1 protein-coding gene is annotated in these 252 nt (G+C 38.5%); it reads right to left on the minus strand.

All coding sequences use genetic code 11. The annotated features are described in order from the left end of the window. A partial coding sequence (locus tag AAEZ10_RS27595; RefSeq protein ID WP_350571853.1) for a hypothetical protein occupies positions 1-252 on the minus strand: 252 nt, incomplete at both ends.

Consider the following 252-nt stretch of genomic DNA (forward strand, 5'->3'; position numbering starts at 1 on the left):
AAGCTGTTGTCACCCCACGAAATAGACTAATGTGCGGAACATAATCGTATTGACTGATGGCTAGATGGTGAGTTTTTGCAATGTTCTTAATGTCATTCGCCATAGTGTTTAATGATGTACTCGCTTGTCCTTTTAAACAGATTAATTGTGCTGTTTGCCACCAAGCGAAGGTGTCGATAACTTGACTGAAAGTTGTTTTAGGCATCTGATTTATTGCTTCATGGATTTTTGAACAAGTGGTCGGATCTATTT

The sequence above is a fragment of the Pseudomonas sp. H26/SER47-MNA-CIBAN-0231 genome (assembly GCF_040310465.1).
In the GTDB taxonomy this organism is placed as follows: domain Bacteria; phylum Pseudomonadota; class Gammaproteobacteria; order Pseudomonadales; family Pseudomonadaceae; genus Aquipseudomonas; species Aquipseudomonas atacamensis.